The organism is Bradyrhizobium sp. Ghvi (assembly GCF_900115265.1).
Lineage (GTDB): Bacteria > Pseudomonadota > Alphaproteobacteria > Rhizobiales > Xanthobacteraceae > Bradyrhizobium.
Genome location: NZ_FOVU01000004.1, coordinates 249,598 through 267,416 on the forward strand (window position 1 = coordinate 249,598; position 17,819 = coordinate 267,416).

Here is a 17,819-nt window from a genome sequence, read left to right on the forward strand (position 1 = left end):
TGAAACTTAGGCCCAGGTTCCGGCTTTCAGTTCACGGGAGAGGTATCGTGAAGCGAATCCTGGAACCCATCACCTACGTCCTGGCGGCCGTCTACTTCCTGATAGATGCGGTGTTCATGGCCGTGGCGCTGCCGATCTCGCGGTGGCTGGCGCGGCATTTCGAGTTCAAGCGGCTGCGCGCCTGGATCAAATCGCTGCCGCCTTATCCCTCGCTCGCGCTGTTTTCCGTGCCGGTGATCATTCTGGAGCCGATCAAGCCCCTGGCCGCGTACCTGGTCGCGACCGGCCAGTTCCTGAGCGGTGTGGCGGCGTTCATCGGCTGCGAGCTGCTGAAGCTGGTGCTTGTCGAGCGCCTGTTTCATCTCACGCGTGACAAGCTGATGCGGATTCCTGCGTTCGCCTGGGTGTATGGTAAGTTCACGGAGATGAGGGCGTGGCTGCAGGCAACCGAGGCCTGGCGTGCCATCCGCGCCTTGAGCCGCGCAGCGAAAGACTATGTCGCGCGGCTCAGAACGAGACTTACGGGCAGCGTCAGCAGATTGTTGGTGACGTCAAGGGACTAGAATCGCACCTTGGCAGCCTTCTTCACGCTCGCGCCGACGACCTTGGTGCCCTCCAGCTCGCGTAAGATGCGTTCGTCCGGCCCGACGATGCCGAGATCGAATTCATGCTCCGCCGTAATCAGGATCATGCGCTGGCCAACGATGACGACGACCGTCATGTCGTTGCGCTCGCCCTCGGCGGCCCAGGCGCGGATGTCGGTGGCGTAGGGCTCCTTGCGCCAAGCATTGGGCGAGCCCGGGTCGCAGCGGACTTCGATGCCGTCCTCCGATGTGGTCAGAACGAGCTTTGAGCGGTTCGGCTTCCAGCGTTCCTCCAGGAGATCATTGACGAGCCAGAGGCAGCTGAAGCTTTGGCATTCGACAGGCCGGTCGGCATAGATCGCGCAGCCGCGGCCGGGCTTGCAATGCGCGCACCAGGTGCCCGGCGGCTTGGTAAGCGCCTCGATGGCCATCACCTTGCAGCAAAGCGTGCAGTCGCCGCAGTGCCGTTCGCCCGATGTGCTCATACATCCGTCTCGATAACGTCCAATCTCGCGCAATCTAGGTAAGATGACTGCAAAAATCTGCCGTTTCCGATCAAAAGCGCGCCAAAACGGCTGGCCGAGCCTCCCGGGCCTGTTCACCCTGTCACCAATGCCATGCATCAAAGGCATGGTGATTTGGCCGCTGCTGGCGTAAAGAGCGTCCAAATCAAGATCATCGTGGGTGTGACCGGGCCTATTGCTGTGAGTGCAGCGTCGGGCCTCGGCTTTCCGTTCCGCGCCCCGACCAACCAAGGTTTCCCATCTCGTGTCTTTTCCGGCCCTGACCCCGCCGCTCGCCCGTGCCCTGGCTGAGCGCAATTACGATTCTCCGACCCCGGTTCAGCTCGCCGTGCTCGGCGCGGAGGCGATCGACCGCGACCTCCTGGTGTCGGCTCAGACCGGCTCGGGCAAGACCGTTGCTTACGGCTTGGCCATGGCCAAGGATCTGCTCGGTGATGCCGAGCGGTTCGGGCAGGCCGCCGCACCGCTCGCGCTGATCGTCGCTCCGACCCGCGAACTCGCCTTGCAGGTCCAGCGCGAGCTCACCTGGCTCTATGAGCATGCTGCGGCGCGCGTCGTCTCCTGCGTCGGCGGCATGGACCCGCGCCGCGAGCAGCGCGAGCTTGCGGCAGGCGCCCATATCGTCGTCGGCACACCCGGCCGCCTTTGCGATCATCTGCGGCGGGGCCGCCTCGACATCTCGGAATTGAAGGTTGTCGTCCTTGATGAGGCCGACGAAATGCTCAATCTCGGCTTTCGCGAGGACATGGAGTTCATCCTCGAGACCACGCCGGAGACGCGCCGCACGCTGCTGTTCTCGGCGACGTTCCCGCGCGGCATCGTGGCGCTCGCCAAGCAGTATCAGCAGGATGCGTTCCGGATCGAGGTCGCGGGCGACGAAGGCGGTCACGCCGATATCGAGTACCGCGCCATCAGGATCGCGGCTGGTGATGTCGAGCATGCCGTCGTCAACATCCTGCGATTCCATGAATCGCCGAGCACGCTGGTGTTCTGCAACACGCGCGATGCCGTCAGGCATTTGCAGGCGGCGCTGCTGGAACGTGGTTTCTCCGTCGTCGCGCTGTCGGGCGAGTTGACGCAGAACGAGCGCACCCATGCGCTCCAGGCTTTGCGCGACGGGCGGTCCCGCGTCTGCGTGGCGACCGACGTGGCCGCGCGCGGCATCGACCTGCCGAGCCTCGATCTCGTCATTCACGCCGATCTGCCGAACGATCCCGAAGTGATGCAGCATCGTTCGGGCCGTACCGGACGTGCAGGCCGCAAGGGTGTCAGCGTCCTCTTGGTGCCGCCGGCCCGGCGGCGGCGTGCTGAGCTGCTGCTGAATTTGTCCGGTACTGAAGCCATCTGGGGTTCGGCGCCGCAGGCCGATGAGATCCGCAAGCTCGATCACGATCGCATGTTGAAGGATCCTGTTTTCACCGAGGAGACGACATCAGAGGATCTGTCGCTGGCGCAGGCCCTGCTGGCAGAGCGTTCGGCCGAGGAGATCGCCGCGGCCCTTGCGCGACTTTATCGCGCCCGGCTGCCGTCGCCCGAAGACATCGTCGATCCCGGCGAGGATCGCGGACGGCGGGAGAACCGTCACCGCGAGGATCGCGCACCGCGTGGCGACGACCGGTCCGATAAGACCCGCGCCAAACCGGGGAAGGCATCGTCGAAGCATGTCATGGCGGAGCCCACCGTCTGGTTCCGCGCCGCCATCGGCCGCCGCAAGAATGCGGAGGCGCGCTGGTTGCTGCCGATGATCTGCCGCCGCGGCGGCATCGACAAGCGCGACATCGGCGCGATCAAGATCATGGACACCACCACCGAGTTCGAGATCTCCGAGCGCGTCGCCGAGTCCTTCGCCGTCAAGGTCAAGCGTCCGGACAAGGAAGATAGTATCCGCATCGAGCCGATGACGGGGACGCTGCAAGCGAAGGCGTCGGCGGAGAAGGGCTCACACGCTCCGCGGCGCGATGAAAGGGACGGCGATCATGTCGTCCGCCGCAGCGACGATCCCTGGAATGCCGGTGAGCCGAAGCATCACGACAGGCCGCGGCGAAAGCCTGACGCCAAGCATCAGGGCAAGCCGCACGCCAAGCCGCACGTTAAATCCCACGAGGGCGGGAAATCGGGCAAACCGGCGTTCGGAAAGAAGAACAAGACATTCGGAAACAGATCCGGTGACGCCAAGTATGCCCCGTCGGTCACCGAATGGCCGGGTGCCTCCGGAAAGAAGGGCAGGAAGAAGCACCGCGGTTGAGCGGCGGTGGGCGAGTGGCTTATGCAGTGAGATCGCGCAGCATATAGGTCGCGCTCGCGCCGTAGGACGAGAGCTTGTCGCGCAGTGCGCCGTCAGCTGCGACGGGCTGGAAGCCGAAACGCTCCCACAGCACGCGCGTGCCATAGACTGAGACCAGCGCAAGCGTCGTGATGCCCGATGATCGTGCGAGCTGTTCGATCTCCGTGAGATAGGCGCGCGCCACGCCGCCGCGGAAGTCAGGCAGCACGGCGACGTCGTGCACGTAGAGGCAGTCGGCACCATCGGGCAGCCGTTCGAGGAAACCGTCGAGCGGCGGGATGCGGTATTGAATCCAGGGATGCGCAAGGCCGTAGCCCGCGATCTCGTTGTCTGCGGCGAGCACGCGGCAACCGTCCGGGTAAAGCCGCATCTTTTCAGCGAGCACTTCGGGGCGTTCGGAGAGATCCGGGTGAATCCGCGTCGCGATCGCGCTGACGGCCTCGAGGTCGGTGGCGTGCGCATGGCGCCAATGCGGCTTGCTCATCTTTCCTGTTCCGTATCAACCACCCCAATTTATTCCGTCGCGTTCGTGCGCGCAGCCGAAAATATCTTTGCCCGGCTTCGAGGAATAGTGCGCGTGATACGGCGTCCTACCTCGTGCAAGCCAATTGCATGACAGGAGACACCATGACGACATCCTCGATCTGCCTCGCGTTCACGCTCGCAGCCTCGCTGGCGATCACCACTGCTGCGGTCGCAGCGCCGCCTACCAAGACCGGCAAGACCGACAAGGGCAGCGTGCTCACCGATGCCAAGGGCATGTCGCTCTACACTTTCGACAAGGACATGGATGGCAAGTCGGCCTGCAACGGCCCGTGTGCGACAAACTGGCCGGCGCTGAAGGCCGAGGCGAGCGATGCCGCCGGCGAAGGCTACACCATCATCACCCGTGACGACGGCTCCAAGCAATGGGCCCACAAGGGCAAGCCGCTCTACACGTTTGCCAAGGACACCAAGCCCGGGGACATCACCGGGGACGGTTTCCTGAACGGCGCCTGGCATCTGGCGATGCCGTGAGCTGAATGGGAGGCTGACTAGCGCAGCCCCTCATACACCATCAGCCCGCGTGCGATCTGCAGTTTGCGGATCGCGCGCGGCAGCAATTTCTCCGGCTGGTGCAGATAGCGCCAGGAGGTGACGGCGAAGGCTGAAAGCGCGCCGCATTCGTCGTCGAACGGCGCGAGCACGCCGGTCAAGCTCACCGGCGTGTGCGGGCGCGCGTTGAAGGGCAGCAGCAGCAGCTCGAGATAGGCCTTGCTGCCGTCCTCGCGTCGCGCCGTGATGCCGGCGATGGCACCCAGTGTCTCGTCGGCGACGACGGTTGCGATTTCCTCGATCTCGCTGCGGCTAGCATCGGTGAACAACGCGGCAAAGCCCTGGTCCTTGAGATCGCATCCGGCGAGGGCGCAGACGCGGGTGCCGGCGACGCGGAACGGAAAGCCTGTGTTCGGGTCGCAGGACAGGACGAAGATGTCGCCCAGCAACTCGCGCACGGCGGCCGGGTCGATATCGGCCCGATCGGGGGCCCGCGCGCTGCCGCGCTTCTTGTCCCAATACGCGAAGAACGCGCGGCTCGATGGATGTTTCATGACTGACGCTCATTCTCGGCGCAACGTCGTGGGACAGACCTGTCCCGCTTCAGCGCACCCGAGATCCCATTGATGTTGTGCAGGAGGGGAATTGCAGCGTCCATGCCGCAGGGCTGTTTTCGGCACCGCGCGCGCTGCCTTTGCGTCGTTAACGTTAAATTAACTATGCGCTTTCGCTCCGCATCGCGCCTGTTAGAGTGATCGCGATCGCAAGCCTCGCCTCTTTTCCCAGGTTCTCGGCGAGGCCTGTACACGGGCGTCAAACAGTTTGGTCACTGGCCGCGGGGAGGGGGATACACCTTGTTCTTCCGCAGTGCCGGAAAGGCTGACACGAAAAGGCAGGGCTTTCCCAGGGCCCTGCCTTTTCCTTTTTCAGACACCCTCCCTCGTGTCCCGGGCGCGCTGCAGCGTCTTGACGCTGCTGCGCAGAGCCGGGACAGCTAAGGCATTCAATTCGTCGGTCAGGTCGCGCCAATCGGGATTGGAATCTTCGATCAGCTTAAGTTTCCAGGCACGACGCCATCGCTTCATCGAATGCTCGCGCGCGCGCAAGGTCATTGGTGACGCCGACATACAACGTATCGTTTCGTTTGCTCGCGAGGATGTAGACGAAGAAGGCGGTTTGCATAGGACGTGAGATTTATCCGAGACTCCTAAGATTGCACAATTGGTGGTTGTAGCCAAGCTGGGCCGGCTCTGCGGCGCGTCACTTCGTGCCGCACCGCGTCCGGGACACGAGATGACCACGGGGCAATCGCGCATCCCCCTGCCTTTTCTTTTTGTGCACTTGCGCAAGGCCGGCAAAGGCGACTATCTGCAAGCTTGTCGCTTCGATCGCCTGAAAGCCAAAACCGCCTTGGATTCCCCGCCACAACCCCCATCGGATCAGCCGGTCGTCGTCGACGAGGCGCCCCGCGAGCCGATCCTGACGCTGCCGTGGCCACTGACGGCTTATGTCGTCCTCCTGGCGCTGATCCATCTGCGGGTGCTGCTGCCGCCGGAGCTGGATAACTGGACCATCGACGCCTTCGGATTCATCCCGAAGCGGTACGATTCCTCGCTGGTTAATCTGCAATTCGAGGGCGGCACCGGGGCCAAGGTCTGGACCTTCGTCACCTATTCGCTGCTGCATGCCAATCTCACCCATCTCGCCTTCAATGTGCTGTGGCTGCTGCCGTTCGGCAGCGCGTTGGCGAGACGATTTGGCGGCTTGCGCTTCTTCGTATTCCTGGCGGTGACGGCGGCGGCCGGCGCGCTCGCCCATCTCGTCACCCACGAGCACGCGGTGGTGCCGATGATCGGCGCTTCCGCCTCGGTCTCGGGCGCGATGGCGGCGGCCATCCGGTTCGCCTTCGTGCACGGCAGCTTCCTGTCGTTCAGCCGTTCGGATGCCGATACCGCCGCGAAGGTTCCGGCGCTGCCGCTGTTACATGCCCTGCGCGACGGCCGGGTCATCGGCTTCCTCGGCGTGTGGTTCGCAGTCAACTTCATCTTCGGTGCCAGCGGGATCGGCGTCGACGGCGATAGCGCAGGCGTTGCCTGGCAGGCGCATATCGGCGGCTTCTTCGCAGGGCTGTTGCTGTTCGCGCTGTTCGATCCCGTGCCGCGCGTGCGAAACGATGATGCTGCGGATGCGTCATCACAGGACATTTCAAACGGTATTTGAAGCGGCGCTTGCAGCGCAGCCCAAATTCATTCATCATTCCCGGGAAGAATGTTTTGAAGCGACAAGCCTGTAGAGGCTTTGCTTCGCAAAGCGCACGAGCGTGAAACCGGCGCCAAAACTGTTAGTTGAAGACTCGCGAACAAGTCCGGACCGCGCAAAGCGGACGGATCCGATTCAGGGAGGCGACAATGACGGTACGTTCCATTCTCAACACCAAGGGCCACCAGATCATGAGCGTCGAGCCCGACGCGACGCTGGCCGCCGCGGTCAAACTGCTTGGTGAGAAGAAGATCGGCGCGGTGCTGGTGATGAATCAGAGCCGGCTCGAGGGCATCCTGTCGGAGCGCGACATCGTTCGCGTGCTCGGCGAGCGCGGTGCCGGCGTGCTGGAAGAGCCGGTAAGCCAGGTCATGACCCGCAAGGTCGTCACCTGCAAGGAGACCGATACGGTCGCCGAGCTCATGGAGATGATGACCACAGGCAAGTTCCGCCACCTTCCGGTGCTCGAGAACAACAAGGTCGTCGGCCTGATCTCGATCGGCGACATCGTCAAGCGCCGCGTCCAGGAATACGAGTCCGAGCAGGAAGCCCTGCGCGATTACATCAAGACGGCCTGAGCCGCCTTCAGCGTCGCCTTTATCCGACCGCCTCTACTCCGCGGCCTTTGGCGCGGCGCCTTTCGGCGCCGGCGCCAGCACGTCGATTGTTTCCTGGATCGACTCCAGGGCACGTTCGGCGGCACGCGCGCCGTGCCCGATCAGGTCCTCGGCGCGGTGGAAATCGAACCAGCCGAACTGGCCGACCCGCGGTGTGATCAGCAGGTCCGGCGGATCACCGGCGAGCCGTGCGCGGGTGATGCGGTCCTGCATGATATTGAAGGCATCCACCATCACCGACGAAATGCCGGGACGTCCGGCGCTGCCGAAGAATTCGCGTTTGACGGTTTTCTCCGGCGAGAAGATGCGCGGAAAGCGCCGCTTGGCCGGTGGCTCCTCGGTGATGGGTACATCAGGCGCGGGCATCGCGCCGTGCGCATGGATCGTCGTTGAATGCGTGAACACGTCGGTGGACAGGTTGACGGCGATGACGATCTCGGCGCCGAGCGCCCGCGCCGCCGAAACCGGCACCGGGTTCACCAGTGCGCCGTCGACCAGCCAGCGGTCGCCGATCATCACAGGCGAGAAGATGCCGGGCAGCGCGTAGGACGCGCGCATCGCCTCCACCAGACGGCCGCGCGTCAGCCAGATCTCATGGCCGGTGCGGACCTCGGTCGCGACCGAGGCGTATTTCATCGGGAGGTCCTCGATCAGGGTCTGACCGATCGATTCCTCCAGTCGGTTTGCGAGCTTCTCGCCTCCGATCAGGCCCGAACCGTTGAGGCGGATATCGAGATAGCCGAGGATGTTGCGCACGCCTTGTAGGCTGCGCGCCCAGTCTTCCAGCGCGTCGAGCCGGTCGGCCGCATAGGCGCCCCCGACTGCCGCGCCGATCGAGGTGCCGACCACCACATCGGGCACGATGCCGTTGGCCAGCAGTGTTCTCATGATGCCGATATGGGCAAAGCCGCGCGCCGCGCCGCCTCCCAGCGCAAGGCCGAGGACGGGACGTCGGATGCTGCCGAGGCCGACCTTCTCGCCATTCGCACCGTTCACGCCACGACCTTTCAAGATATCCAGCACCGAAACTCTCCTACTCCGGGCCAGCCCTCATTCCAGAGTAGGCACCGCGCTCCCGCTTCGCCAGAACGATGGCCAAGCTTGGTTTACAAGCGTTCGAGACGCAGGGGGCAGGAGTGTGGCGAGGGCTGGTTGCCTCTGATGTAATCACGCAAGCGTCAACCGGGTTCCAAAGGTCGGCCGCGAAGCCGTATTTCCCAGGGTTTTAGAGGCTTGAATTTGCCGCGTTTTCGGTGAAAAGCAGGGGGCATGACTCCAGGGGGTGACGGCATCATCGGATGGCGGCGCAGCGGCAGGCTGCTGCCGGCGCTTGTCTTGGCTATGTGCCTCGTTGCTTTGGGCCAAAATGCCGCTCAGGCGCAGCTTTTCTCGGATCGTCCGCCGCCGGTGCCGCCCGCTTCCGTGCCTGACCCCGGCGGCGCCGTCAGCCTGGCGCCGCCCTCAGGTCTCGGCGCCGGTCCGAGCCTGCCGCCGACCCTGACCCAGCCGAATTCGCCCAGCATGCCGCCCGCGGTGACGTCCGTGCCGCCGGCGGCCCCCCTGAACGCGGCCGCGCCCGGGCAGGCCGTGCTGTCGCTGTCGGCCAAATACGGCAAGGACACGCCTGCAATCACCAGTGGCCTGGTCTGGCGGGTTTTTGCCGACCGTCCCGATGAGAACGGCACCTTCAAGCTGATCCGTGAGGACCGTAACGCCACGCCCAATATCGTGCTGCCGCCCGGCAATTACGTCGTGCACGTCGCCTTCGGTCTTGTCAGCGCGGTGCGCACCGTCAGCCTGAAAGCCGAGACCGACCGCGAGTCCTTCGTGCTGCCGGCCGGGGGCCTGCGCATCGAGGGGCGCGTCGGCACCAGCCGCATCCCGCAGAACCAGATCTCGTTCGCGATCTACAAGGGCAGCCAGTTCGAATCGGGTGAGCGCGCCGCGCTGGTGCCGAACGTCGCCGCCGGCGACGTCGTGCTGATCCCGGAGGGGACCTACTACATCATCTCCAATTACGGCGATGCCAATTCGGTGGTTCGCTCGGACATCCGTGTCCAGGCCGGCAAGCTCACCGACGTCACCATCACCCACCGTGCCGCCGTGATCACGCTCAAGCTCGTCAGCGACAAGGGCGGCGAGGCGCTCGCCAACACCGCCTGGTCGGTTCTGACGCCGGGCGGCGACGTCATCAAGGAATCGATCGGCGCCTTTCCACGCGTCGTGCTCTCCGAAGGCGAATACCGCGCCATCGCCAAGAACGAGGGCAAGGTCTACGAGCGCGGTTTCAATGTCGTGAACGGCGTCGACGGCGAAGTCGAAGTCGTGGCGCGCTAGCGCTGCTTGGGCTCGCCAGTGCAGCGCGGCTCGTTCCCATTGGGGACTTCGCCTCAACTCTCGTTCAGCGCACGAAGACGCCACCTCCCGTTACCTCTAATGGAATACGAGAGGTAAGTAGGCGCTCACCTGATGAATGAGCTGCAAGGGCTCCCGGTCAGCGCCGCCGAACGGCGCTTGCAAAATCAGCAAATCACCGGCGGCATCGGCCTATTGTGGGGCGTCGCGACTACGCAATAACCGGTGCAAGATACATATTTCCGACAATCAATTTCGTTCGCTTTCCGTCCTGACGCGTTATATGTCGAGCGTCCGTCCAATGGGGGACGCCGGCGCAGCCTTGGGTAGGCTCGCGATCGGAAGGAGCAAGAGGACCAAGCGCGTCGGCATGTTCGAAGTGATCCTCACCAGGCGCAAACGGTTCGGTTGGCGGTGGCAGGTCTGCGACCAGTCCGGCAAGATTTTTGCCGACGGCTTCGAGCGCTCGCGGCCCTCAGCCAAATACCATGGCGAGCGCGCGCTGTTCTTCCTGCTGTCGCAGGCTTACTTGAGCAACCGCTTCGCGGCGTCGAGCGAGGATTAGTCGGGACTAACGACCCCTGCGCATCAAGCCGTTGCGCTGCCTGACGGGCAAAACACACGAGCGGTCGGTCAATCGGTCTCGACAAAATATTCCGCTTTACCGAAATTCGGAAATGACGTATATGTCGCGCAACCCGGCCCATGGAAGAGGGACGTATCGCGATCGTCACGAACGCGGGCCGGGCGGCGGTGGGCGCAGGTCACATCGGCGCGAAGAGCAATCGCAGGGCGGGCAACCGCGAGCGAGGGCCTCGCGCACACGACCGGTGTGTTTCCTGCGTACGGCAAAATCGTGTGGTCCTGGCGCCCGGAGCCTGTGCGCCAAGTCTTGTGGTGATGTGCGATATCCAACCGGATGCACGCATCAGCCATCTGCAAGGCGACGGGGGCAATAGTGCATCGCTCCCCGGGGAGATCACGATATAAGCCGTCAAACCACTGCGCAGGGAAGGCCGGATGTTTCGGCTTCACCTGTATGCCGCTGTGCAGCCTCTTGTAGCGCAACCTTCGCACAGTGGACCGCGGGTGCCAGCCAGCACCCGGTCTTCCCTGCGCCCTCTTTCATCAGAGGGCGAAGAGATGAAGCAAAGCTCGGGCGAGATGCGCCGCGAGGATGATCAGTTATGTCTACCGTAAACAGAGGTCCGTGCCCCCGACGCAGCGCAGCGTCTCTTCGACGGTGCGCTGCAGAGCGGGGCCCATGCATCAGCGTATCGTGTGGCTTCCTGGGACCCGGCTTTGCGTAGCAGCTTAAGAACGCTGCAGCGCGTCCGGGACAAAACCGCATTTCAAGGCAGTGTCATAGTCTCTAAGACGCGCTAACCATCGCCCGACTTAAAACTGTCATAATTGCCGAACGGAACCCGCGGCGGTGTGCTCTTTACAAGGCATTAAGTGTGGTTGCCTTGGATGCGGCGCGAAAGTGCGTTGGGGACTGCAATGAGTGCCGCGAAGAAGATGCTGGGTAAACCGGCCGCCGAAATGTTTGACGACATCCCGGTGCTTCAGCGCAAATGGCGTGCGGCGTTGAAGCCGGGTGACCTGCTGCCGCGCTATGAGGACGTCATGCTCGGCAGTCTCGGACGGCTGGCCGATCACATCGCGCTGCTTAGGAGCGAGGGCACGCTCGAGCTGTCGCGCAGCGGACGCTACGTGCAGAAATGGCTGGGCGAGGAGCGTTGGGACATTCCGGTCGCGGAGCTGTCGCCGGATTGCGCCACTGCACTGACGGAAGCCGTGGCGAGCGCGCTCCGCAACGGACAGCCGTACCAGGCCAGCGCACATTGCGTGCGCGACGGCATGGTCAGGACTTACGATCTGCTGGCAATGCCGACGGCCTCCCGCTGGGGCGCCAGGCTCGTGGGGGTCTATGTCAACGAGCGCGGCGCGCAGTACAATCTGCTGGATGCGATTTTCGCTACCACTAACGATGCGGTGGTCTCGCTGGCGACGCTGCGCGACGCTACCGGCCAGCCGTTCGATCTGCAGATTGTGCATCATAACAAGAGCGCGGCGCTGCTGCTGAAGGCCGAGAGCTCGGGCCTGTTGTGGCGGCGGATCGGCGAAGGCAGCACGTTGCTGGCCGCTCCCGAAATCGTGGAGTTCTTGCTCAAGGCGGTCTCGGGCGGCCGCGGCGAGCAGCTCGAGATCGAGCACGACAGCCGCTGCCTCCGGCTCAGCGCCACCGCATTCGCCGACGTGGTCTCGTTGACAATCTCCGATGTCACCGCACTGAAGCGGCGCGATGCCTCGTTTCGCCTGCTGTTCGACAGCAACCCGATGCCGATGTGGGTGTTCGACGCCGAGACCAAGCAGTTCCTTGGCGTCAACGACGCCGCGGTCCAGCATTACGGCTATAGCCGCGCGGTATTTCTGCGCATGAAGTTGCACGAGATCTGGCCCGAGGACGAATGGGACAGCCACGCCGAGGCGCTCGAACGCATCGGCGATGCCTATCATTCCTCGCGTAACTGGCGGCACCTGCGCGCCGACGGCAGCGAGATCGAGGTGCTGACATTCGGCCGTCGCGTCGCGTTCGGCGATCGCGATGGCTATCTGGTCGCGGTGGTCGACATCACCGAGCGCCGCAAGGCCGAGGCGCGGATCGCCCACATGGCCCATCATGACGGGCTCACTGATCTGCCGAACCGCGAATATTTCCGGGAGCGCTTGAAGCAGGCGCTCGACCAGGCCGACGGCAAGCGCGTCGGCGTGCTCTATATCGACCTCGACCTGTTCAAGAACATCAACGATTCCTTCGGGCATCCCACAGGCGATCGCCTGCTCAAGCAGGTCGCAGAACGCCTGTCCACTGCGGTCCGCGGCGCCAATCTTGCGGCACGGCTTGGCGGCGACGAATTCGCTGTCATTCTGGCGGCCGACGTCTCGCCGAACGAGGCCAGCGCTTGCGCGAACCTGCTCATCGACATGCTGAAGTCGCCTTATGAGATCGAGGGCCAGGAGATGGTGATCGGCGCCAGCATCGGCATCGCGCTGTCGCCGGGCGACGGCGTGACATCAGAGGAGTTGATGCGCAACGCCGACATGGCGTTGTACCGGGCGAAATCCGACGGCGGCGGCATGCATCATTTCTTCGAGCGCGAGATGGACCTCCAGGCGCAGAAGCGCCGCGACATGGAGCTCGACCTGCGCCGCGCCTTTGCCAATGGCGAGTTCGAGCTGCACTACCAGCCGCTGGTATCGATCGCCTCCGATCGCATCTCCGGCTTCGAGTCGCTGTTGCGCTGGCGTCATCCCGACAAGGGCATGATCTCGCCGGCGGAGTTCATCCCGGTTGCCGAAGACATCGGCCTGATCACGCAGCTCGGCGAGTGGGTGCTGCGCGAGGCCTGCGCTGAAGCGGTGAAGTGGCCGTCCGACGTGAAAGTTGCGGTCAACCTGTCGCCGGCGCAGTTCCGCAGCCGCAATCTGGTTCAGGTCGTGATCTCGGCGCTGGGGCAATCCGGGCTGTCGGCGCGGCGGCTCGAGCTCGAGATTACCGAGTCGATCTTCCTCGCCGAGACCGATGCGAACCTCGCGATCCTGCATCAGCTACGCGAGCTCGGCGTCGGCATCTCGATGGACGACTTTGGCACCGGCTATTCCAGCCTCAGCTACCTGCGCAGCTTTCCGTTCGACAAGATCAAGATCGATCGCTCCTTCGTCAAGGATCTGGCGGAGCGGCCCGATTGCGGCGCGATCGTGCGCGCGATCTCCGGCCTCGGCCGCAGCCTCAATATCACCACGACCGCGGAAGGCGTGGAGACCGAGGATCAGCTCGATTGGCTCCGCGCTGAAGGCTGCAACGAGGTGCAGGGATTCCTGTTCAGCGCAGCGCGGCCTGCCGCGGAGATTGCAAAGCTGCTCGCCGATTTCGGCCAGCGGGCCTCACGGGCGGCGTAGCTCCTCGGGATAGCAATCGTAGACCAGCGCTTTGAACGCCGGGGTGATGCGGCCGCGCTCGTTCTGGGTCTGCTGCATCAGGAGGTAGACCATGTCGAGCTTGGGATCGATGCCGAAATACGTGCCGCTGCCGCTGTCCCATTTCAATTCGCCGAGCGATCCCGGCGGCGGCGGTTTCGCGTCGCCCGGATCGGTGCGTACCGCGAGACCATAGCCATAGCCAAAGCCATCGCCCGGGAAATAGAAATAGTCGCGCCCGACGCCGGAGCCCGGTCCGATCTGATCGGTCGTCATGTCCTTGAAGGCCGCCGGGCTGAGATAGCGTTTGCCCTCGAACTCGCCGCCGTTGAGCAGCATCTGCGAAAAGCGCTGATAGTCGGTGATGGTCGAGAGCAGGCCGCCGCCGCCGGATTGCCATTCCCGATGGGCGAGCCGTTCGCGCTCGGCATCGAGCAGGATCTGGTCGCTCGGCAGCGGCCGAGCCATGCGCTCGATCTCGTCCGGTGTCGACAGCACGAATTTCGTGCTAGTCATGCCGAGTGGATCGAGAATGCGTTGCTTCAGCGCCTCATACAGGGGCTGCCCGGTGATGATCTCGATGACACTGCCGAGCACATCGGTGGAATGACCGTAACGCCACAACGTGCCTGGCTGCCGCGCCAACGGCAGCTTGGCGATGCGGTCGGCAAATTCGCGGTTGTCGAACTGGCCGGCGAAGATGTCGGCTTCCTTGTAGGCGAGCTCGACCCATTTGCCGCCGATATAGTCGTAGCTGATGCCGGAGGTGTGCCGCATCAGGTCCCTGATCGTCACGGGACGAATCGGCGGCACCAGATCGAGCGCCAGCGAACCGTCGGGCTTGGTGACCTCGAGTCCCACCTTGGTGCCGGCGAAGAGGGGGACGTATTTCGAGACGGGATCGGTGAGCGCGAGCTTGCCTTCGTCGATCAGCATCATCGCAGCGAGGCTGGTGATCGGCTTGGTCATGGAGTGGATCGCGAAGATCGTGTCCGGCGTCATCGACAGCCGCGTCCTCACGTCGCGTACGCCGAACATCTTGAAATAAACAGGCTTGCCGTGCTGCTGGACCAGCACGATCGCTCCCGGCAATCGACCGGTGGTGACCTCGTTCTCGAAGAATGAGGTGATGCGTCTCAGCCCGTCGGCGGAAGGGGCGGGGATGTTGCCGGCGCGGCTCCGTGCCATCGTGCCGGCCAGCATCGCGGCCCCGACCAGAAATTCACGACGCTTCATCCGGACTTCCTCCCTCGCTGGGAACAAAGCCGCAAGACGTCAGGAGCGTCAACAAGTCTTCGATTAAAAACGCGTCACGATGTCAGACAGGACCGGCCGCGGACGATCCTCGCTCGGCCTGGTCGGCTTGCCGATGTGGACGAGGCCGGCGAGTTTCTCGTCCGCCTTGAGGCCGAGGCCATCAAGCACTTCGCGGTCGAAGGCGAACCAGCCCGTCAGCCAGGCCGCGCCATAACCGAGAGCCGTCGCAGCCGTGACGATGTTCATGGCGCTGGCGCCTGCCGACAATTCCTGCTCCCACGCCGGCACCTTCGGATGTGGCTTGGTGAAGCTGACGATGCCGATCACCAGCGGCGCATCGGTGAGGCGCTTGCGCTCGGTCTCGATATCGGCGGCGGGCGCGCCGGGATTCTTGCGGGCAAAGACCTTGGCGATCACCTCGCCGGCGCGCTGGCGGGCGTCACCCTCGAAAATGATGAAGCGCCAGGGCGCGAGCTTGCCGTGATCGGGTACGCGTGCGCCGATGGTGAGAATGGTTTCGAGCTCGGCCGGCGAGGGGCCGGGGCCGGTCATCTCGCGCGGCTTGACCGAGCGGCGGGTCTTCAGGAGTTCGATGGCGTCAAGCATTGTGATGGTCTCTTCGGCTGGTCGTCGGGCGTGCCATGCCCAGATAGGCATGCACGCCCGCAACCGGAAGCGAGTTTAGATCGATTTCAGGGGATCAGACCGCGCCGCGTGCCCGCCGCACATCCGGCGGGGTCGCCTCGTCGACCAGCGCCGCGATGGCCTCCGCGGTCGTCATCACCTTCTGGCCGTCGCTGCCGAGCCGGCGGACGGAGACCGAATGCGTCTCGGCCTCTTTCTTGCCGACCACGAGCAGCGCCGGGATCTTGGCCAGCGAGTGTTCGCGGACCTTGTAGTTGATCTTCTCGTTGCGCAGGTCGATCTCGACCCGAAGCCCCGCGCGCCGCGCCTGCTCCAGCACCACCTTGGCGTATTCGTCGCCTTCGGAGGTGATGGTTGTGACCACCGCCTGCACCGGCGAGAGCCAGAGCGGGAAGTTGCCGGCATAGTGCTCGATCAGGATGCCGATATAGCGCTCCATCGAGCCGCAAATTGCCCGGTGCACCATGACGGGCGGTTTCTTGCCGCCGTCATGGTCGATGTAGAAGGCGCCGAACCGCTCCGGCAGGTTGAAGTCGACCTGCGTGGTGCCGCACTGCCAGTCGCGGCCGATGGCGTCACGGAGCACATATTCGAACTTCGGCCCGTAGAACGCGCCTTCGCCCGGGTTGATCTCGGTCTTGATGTGATTGTTCTGCGCCTGGATCTCGCGCAGCACTGTGGCCATTACGCGCTCCGCGTGATCCCACATCGCATCCGTGCCGACGCGTTTCTCCGGCCGCGTCGACAGCTTCACGGTGAGATCACCGGTGAAGCCGAAATCGGCATAGGTCGACAGGATCAGATCATTGATCTTCAGGCATTCCTCGGCCAGCTGGTCCTCGGTGCAGAAGATATGCGCATCGTCCTGGGTGAAGCCGCGCACGCGCATCAGGCCGTGCATGGCGCCCGACGGCTCATAACGATGCACCACCCCGAACTCGGCGAGGCGCAAGGGCAGGTCGCGGTAGCTTTTCAGGCCGTGCTTGAAGATCTGGACGTGACCGGGGCAGTTCATCGGCTTCAGCGCAAACCAGCGCTTGTCCTCGGCCTCGTCGCCGGCGGACTGGGCCGCGAACATGTTTTCACGGTACCACCCCCAGTGGCCCGAGGTCTCCCACAGCACCTTGTCGAGGATTTGCGGCGCGTTGACTTCGCTGTAATCGCCGGTGAGGCGGCGGCGCATATAGGCGATCAGCTGCTGGAAGATGGTCCAGCCCTTCGGATGCCAGAACACGACACCAGGACCTTCCTCCTGGAAATGGAAGAGGTCGAGCTCGCGCCCGAGCTTGCGATGGTCGCGCTTCTCGGCTTCCTCGATCTGCTTCAGATAGAGATCGAGGTCCTCCTGCTTGGCGAAGGCCGTGCCGTAGATGCGGGTCAGCATTGGGTTGTTGGAATCGCCGCGCCAATAGGCGCCGGCCACCTTCATCAGCTTGAAGGCGTTGCCCACCTTGCCCGTCGATGTCATGTGCGGGCCGCGGCAGAGATCGAACCAGTCGCCCTGGTAGTAGATCTTGATCGGCTCGTTGCCGGGGATGGCGTCGACCAGCTCGACCTTGAAGGCCTCGCCTTTGTCGCGGAACACCTGTTTTGTCTTCTCGCGATCCCAGACCTCTTTCGTGAAAGGTTTGTCGCGCGCGATGATCTCGCGCATCTTCTTTTCGATGGCGGCGAAGTCTTCCGGCGTGAACGGCTCGTTGCGGAAGAAGTCGTAATAGAAGCCGTTCTCGATCACCGGGCCGATGGTCACTTGCGTGCCCGGCCAAAGCGTCTGCACGGCTTCCGCCAGCACGTGGGCGCAGTCGTGGCGGATCAGCTCGAGTGCCTCCGGCTCGTCGCGCGCGACCAACCTGAGCTTGGCGTCGGCTTCGATCGGATCGTTCAGATCAGTGAGCACGCCATCGAGCGCCATCGCAACGGTGCGCTTGGCCAGCGACGGCGAGATGCCCTTGGCGATCTCGAGGCCTGTGATGCCCTTGTCATATTGGCGCTGGGCGCCGTCGGGGAAGGTGAGGGTGATCTTGGCGGCGGGGTTCACGGGCTTCAGGTTACTGAGGGAATATTGAAAGCCGGATTCGGATTTGGGCTGGTCGGACATTGCTTTTCTCCTGAGGCTCACTCCTGCGAACGAGCGCAGGTAAGCGGGAACGAGCGATATATCAGGCGATTCGGCCTGCGCAATCCGGCAATTCCAAGAAAGTGGCGCGCAAAAGCGGAGGCGGCGCGCCAACTATTTGACGCCGTACCCTTTAACTTGTCACGAGCCGCCGCTACA

At 63.8% G+C, this 17,819-nt stretch carries 15 protein-coding genes and 1 pseudogene; 8 read left to right on the forward strand and 8 right to left on the reverse strand.

All coding sequences use genetic code 11. The features are described 5' to 3' along the window. The first annotated feature begins 47 nt into the window (after positions 1 to 47). Positions 48 to 563, forward strand: a complete 516-nt coding sequence (locus BM374_RS37915) for a hypothetical protein (RefSeq protein ID WP_143270201.1) — start codon at positions 48 to 50, stop codon at positions 561 to 563. Here BM374_RS37915 and BM374_RS16605 read toward each other — a convergent pair. Continuing rightward, positions 560 to 1,069 (reverse strand): hypothetical protein, encoded by a 510-nt coding sequence (locus BM374_RS16605; protein WP_092293991.1) that lies wholly within the window; start codon positions 1,067 to 1,069, stop codon positions 560 to 562. The two genes, BM374_RS37915 and BM374_RS16605, sit on opposite strands and share 4 nt — an antisense overlap. 283 nt (positions 1,070 to 1,352) lie before the next feature. Between BM374_RS16605 and BM374_RS16610 the strand changes: the two genes are divergently transcribed. Further along, complete coding sequence (locus BM374_RS16610; protein ID WP_092293993.1) at positions 1,353 to 3,353, forward strand: DEAD/DEAH box helicase; 2,001 nt, start codon at positions 1,353 to 1,355, stop codon at positions 3,351 to 3,353. A gap of 19 nt (positions 3,354 to 3,372) precedes the next feature. On the opposite strand, the gene BM374_RS16615 is transcribed toward BM374_RS16610, so the two are convergent. Beyond that, positions 3,373 to 3,876, reverse strand: a complete 504-nt coding sequence (locus tag BM374_RS16615) for a GNAT family N-acetyltransferase (protein ID WP_092293995.1) — start codon at positions 3,874 to 3,876, stop codon at positions 3,373 to 3,375. 143 nt (positions 3,877 to 4,019) lie between these two features. Here BM374_RS16615 and BM374_RS16620 point away from each other — a divergent pair, with 143 nt between their 5' ends. Further along, a complete protein-coding gene (locus BM374_RS16620; RefSeq protein WP_092293997.1) occupies positions 4,020 to 4,409 on the forward strand; it encodes a COG4315 family predicted lipoprotein in 390 nt (129 codons plus the stop codon). Positions 4,410 to 4,426: 17 nt separating this feature from the next. Here BM374_RS16620 and BM374_RS16625 read toward each other — a convergent pair whose 3' ends face one another. Further along, positions 4,427 to 4,981 carry a PAS domain-containing protein gene (locus BM374_RS16625; protein WP_092293999.1) on the reverse strand — a complete coding sequence of 185 codons (555 nt, stop codon included), beginning with the start codon at positions 4,979 to 4,981 and terminating at the stop codon, positions 4,427 to 4,429. A gap of 447 nt (positions 4,982 to 5,428) precedes the next feature. After that, positions 5,429 to 5,609 (reverse strand): annotated as a pseudogene (locus BM374_RS38615) (GIY-YIG nuclease family protein); the annotation flags it as partial. 111 nt (positions 5,610 to 5,720) lie between these two features. Here BM374_RS38615 and BM374_RS16630 point away from each other — a divergent pair. Beyond that, complete coding sequence (locus tag BM374_RS16630) at positions 5,721 to 6,647, forward strand: rhomboid family intramembrane serine protease (RefSeq protein ID WP_177248359.1); 927 nt, start codon at positions 5,721 to 5,723, stop codon at positions 6,645 to 6,647. Positions 6,648 to 6,835: 188 nt separating this feature from the next. Then, the gene (locus BM374_RS16635; RefSeq protein ID WP_092294001.1) at positions 6,836 to 7,264 is read left to right on the forward strand and encodes a CBS domain-containing protein; all 429 of its coding nucleotides are present in this window, start codon (positions 6,836 to 6,838) and stop codon (positions 7,262 to 7,264) included. Between the two features lie 33 nt (positions 7,265 to 7,297). Here the strand turns inward: BM374_RS16635 and BM374_RS16640 are convergent, their stop codons facing one another. Next, positions 7,298 to 8,326 carry a patatin-like phospholipase family protein gene (locus tag BM374_RS16640; RefSeq protein ID WP_092294003.1) on the reverse strand — a complete coding sequence of 343 codons (1,029 nt, stop codon included), beginning with the start codon at positions 8,324 to 8,326 and terminating at the stop codon, positions 7,298 to 7,300. A gap of 246 nt (positions 8,327 to 8,572) precedes the next feature. Between BM374_RS16640 and BM374_RS16645 the strand changes: the two genes are divergently transcribed. The 3 genes from BM374_RS16645 to BM374_RS16660 all read left to right on the forward strand — a co-directional run bounded on the left by BM374_RS16645 (position 8,573) and on the right by BM374_RS16660 (position 13,624). Further along, positions 8,573 to 9,640 (forward strand): RgsD C-terminal domain-containing protein, encoded by a 1,068-nt coding sequence (locus BM374_RS16645; RefSeq protein ID WP_092294005.1) that lies wholly within the window; start codon positions 8,573 to 8,575, stop codon positions 9,638 to 9,640. Between the two features lie 388 nt (positions 9,641 to 10,028). Further along, entirely contained in the window at positions 10,029 to 10,223 is a 195-nt protein-coding gene (locus tag BM374_RS16650; RefSeq protein WP_092294944.1) for a hypothetical protein, read from the forward strand. Positions 10,224 to 11,161: 938 nt separating this feature from the next. Continuing rightward, positions 11,162 to 13,624, forward strand: a complete 2,463-nt coding sequence (locus BM374_RS16660; protein WP_177248360.1) for a putative bifunctional diguanylate cyclase/phosphodiesterase — start codon at positions 11,162 to 11,164, stop codon at positions 13,622 to 13,624. Here the strand turns inward: BM374_RS16660 and BM374_RS16665 are convergent. From BM374_RS16665 to thrS, 3 genes are all read right to left on the reverse strand, one after another. Then, complete coding sequence (locus tag BM374_RS16665; RefSeq protein ID WP_092294009.1) at positions 13,610 to 14,878, reverse strand: serine hydrolase domain-containing protein; 1,269 nt, start codon at positions 14,876 to 14,878, stop codon at positions 13,610 to 13,612. The genes BM374_RS16660 and BM374_RS16665 overlap by 15 nt on opposite strands. A 63-nt stretch (positions 14,879 to 14,941) precedes the next feature. After that, entirely contained in the window at positions 14,942 to 15,505 is a 564-nt protein-coding gene (locus BM374_RS16670; protein ID WP_092294011.1) for a nitroreductase family protein, read from the reverse strand. Positions 15,506 to 15,599: 94 nt separating this feature from the next. Next, positions 15,600 to 17,642: a threonine--tRNA ligase gene (gene thrS, locus BM374_RS16675; protein WP_177248361.1), complete on the reverse strand. Its 2,043-nt coding sequence runs from the start codon at positions 17,640 to 17,642 to the stop codon at positions 15,600 to 15,602. Between the last annotated feature and the right edge of the window lie 177 nt (positions 17,643 to 17,819).

What these genes read in the sequence shown, in the direction of transcription:
- BM374_RS16665 (WP_092294009.1), bottom strand. Translation starts at nt 14,878, where the DNA reads ATGAAGCGTCGTGAATTTCTGGTCGGGGCCGCGATGCTGGCCGGCACG.
- BM374_RS16650 (WP_092294944.1), top strand. Translation starts at nt 10,029, where the DNA reads ATGTTCGAAGTGATCCTCACCAGGCGCAAACGGTTCGGTTGGCGGTGG.
- BM374_RS16630 (WP_177248359.1), top strand. Translation starts at nt 5,721, where the DNA reads ATGACCACGGGGCAATCGCGCATCCCCCTGCCTTTTCTTTTTGTGCAC.
- BM374_RS16635 (WP_092294001.1), top strand. Translation starts at nt 6,836, where the DNA reads ATGACGGTACGTTCCATTCTCAACACCAAGGGCCACCAGATCATGAGC.
- thrS (WP_177248361.1), bottom strand. Translation starts at nt 17,642, where the DNA reads ATGTCCGACCAGCCCAAATCCGAATCCGGCTTTCAATATTCCCTCAGT.
- BM374_RS16660 (WP_177248360.1), top strand. Translation starts at nt 11,162, where the DNA reads ATGAGTGCCGCGAAGAAGATGCTGGGTAAACCGGCCGCCGAAATGTTT.
- BM374_RS16605 (WP_092293991.1), bottom strand. Translation starts at nt 1,069, where the DNA reads ATGAGCACATCGGGCGAACGGCACTGCGGCGACTGCACGCTTTGCTGC.
- BM374_RS16620 (WP_092293997.1), top strand. Translation starts at nt 4,020, where the DNA reads ATGACGACATCCTCGATCTGCCTCGCGTTCACGCTCGCAGCCTCGCTG.
- BM374_RS16645 (WP_092294005.1), top strand. Translation starts at nt 8,573, where the DNA reads ATGACTCCAGGGGGTGACGGCATCATCGGATGGCGGCGCAGCGGCAGG.
- BM374_RS16670 (WP_092294011.1), bottom strand. Translation starts at nt 15,505, where the DNA reads ATGCTTGACGCCATCGAACTCCTGAAGACCCGCCGCTCGGTCAAGCCG.
- BM374_RS16615 (WP_092293995.1), bottom strand. Translation starts at nt 3,876, where the DNA reads ATGAGCAAGCCGCATTGGCGCCATGCGCACGCCACCGACCTCGAGGCC.
- BM374_RS16625 (WP_092293999.1), bottom strand. Translation starts at nt 4,981, where the DNA reads ATGAAACATCCATCGAGCCGCGCGTTCTTCGCGTATTGGGACAAGAAG.